Source organism: Pseudomonas sp. HMWF006 (genome assembly GCF_003061205.1).
GTDB classification, from domain to species: Bacteria; Pseudomonadota; Gammaproteobacteria; order Pseudomonadales; family Pseudomonadaceae; genus Aquipseudomonas; species Aquipseudomonas monsensis.
On sequence record NZ_QAIU01000631.1, the window covers coordinates 1 to 1,817 of the forward strand.

Consider the following 1,817-nt stretch of genomic DNA (forward strand, 5'->3'; position numbering starts at 1 on the left):
GACAGGGTCACGGTCACTGGCGAGCCAGCAGCGTTGGTCAGGGTTGCGGTATAGACGATCGAGCCACCTTCGGCCACCGAGCCAGTCGCGCTCAGAGACAGGTTAGTGGTGTCGACGGTGTCGGTCACGGTGGTGCTGACTGGCGTCTTGTCGGCCACGAGATTTTCGTAGTTGCCGCCGGTCACGTTGGTGATCGCATTGGTCAGCGGAGCATGGCCAGTCAACGCATCGTTCGGTGCGGTGGTGGTCGCGGTACCGGTGGTCTGACCGACACCGATGGTGATGGTTTGACCATTGGCCAAAGTCACGACAACTGGCGAACCGGTCACCGGCGCGCCCACGGTCGCGGTGTAGGTTACGGTGCCGCCCTCAGCCGCCGACTCGGTCGCGGTGAGTTTGACGGTGGTGGTGTCGATGGTGTCGGTGACGTTGGTCACGGCCGGCACGGTGCTTGGCACCAGATTCTCGAAGTTGCCGCCCGTTGCCTCCTTGATCGTGACTTCGACTTTACCGGCGTCTTTGTAAACGTCGTCGGCTGGCGCAGGAACGGTCACGGTGCCGCTGGTTTTGCCCGCTTCGATGGTGATCACCGAACCGTTCGACAGAGTCACGGTTACCGGGGTGCCGGCCGGGTTGGTCAGCGTCGCGGTGTAAACGATCGACCCGCCTTCAGCCACCGAATCGGTCGCGGTCAGGTTCAGGTTGGTGGTGTCGGTGGTGTCCGAAACCGTGGTGTCGGCGGACTTGCCGTCGACCGCCAGTTTTTCGAAATTGCCGCCAGTGGCGCCGTCGATGGTCACGCTCAGCGAGCTGCCGCCGGCCAGAGGGCTGTTCGGTGCAACGAAGTTCACCGAGCCGGTGGTTTCACCGACAGCGATGGTGATGGTCTGGCCGTTGGACAGGGTCACGACAACCGGCGAGCCAGTCACTGGCGCGGTCACGGTTGCGGTGTAGACCACGGTTTCGCCTTCAGCGACGTTCGCCGTGGCGGTCAGCGACACGGTGGAGGTGTCGATAGTGTCGTTGACGGTAGTGACCGCTGGCGCTGTGCTGGTGACCAGGTTTTCGAAGTCGCCGCCAGTCGCGCCTTTGATAGTTGCTTCAACCGTGCCGGCATCTTTGTAGACGTCGTCTTTCGGTGCGTCGACGGTGACGGTGCCGGTGGTTTTGCCGGCGTCGATGGTGATCACGGCACCATTCGACAGAGTCACGGTGACCGGCGAGCCAGCAGCATTGGTCAGGGTCGCGGTGTAGGTGATCTGGCCGCCTTCGTTCACCGAACCGGTGGCGCTCAGCGACAGGTTGGTGGTGTCGACCGTGTCGGTGACGGTGGTGCTGACCGGGGTTTTGTCGGCCACGAGGTTTTCGTAATTGCCGCCGGAAACGTCGGTGATCGCGTTGGTCAGAGGCGCGTGGCCAGTCAGCGCATCGTTAGGCGCGGTGGTGGTCACGGTACCGCTGGTTTTGCCGACTTCGATGGTGATGTTCTGGCCGTTGGCCAGGGTCACGACCACCGGCGAACCGGTGACCGGCGCGCCAACAGTGGCGGTGTAGGTGACGGTGCCACCTTCAGCGGCAGTTTCGGTGGCGGTCAGTTTGACCGTCGAGGTGTCGATGGTGTCAGTGACTTCGGTCACCGCTGGCGTGGTACTCGGCACCAAATTTTCGAAGTTGCCGCCAGTCGCGTCCTTGATCGTCACTTCCACTTTGCCGGCGTCTTTATAGACGTCATCGGCAGGTGCAGGAACGGTCACGGTGCCAGTGGTTTTGCCGGCTTCGATGGTGATTACCGAACCGTTCGACAGAGTCACGGTTAC

Annotated in this window: 1 protein-coding gene; it reads right to left on the reverse strand. The window is 62.4% G+C overall.

Annotated elements, in window-relative coordinates; genetic code table 11:
- Positions 1-1,817: immunoglobulin-like domain-containing protein (locus tag DBR24_RS29205; RefSeq protein ID WP_371921379.1), on the reverse strand; the 1,817-nt coding region annotated here is incomplete at both ends.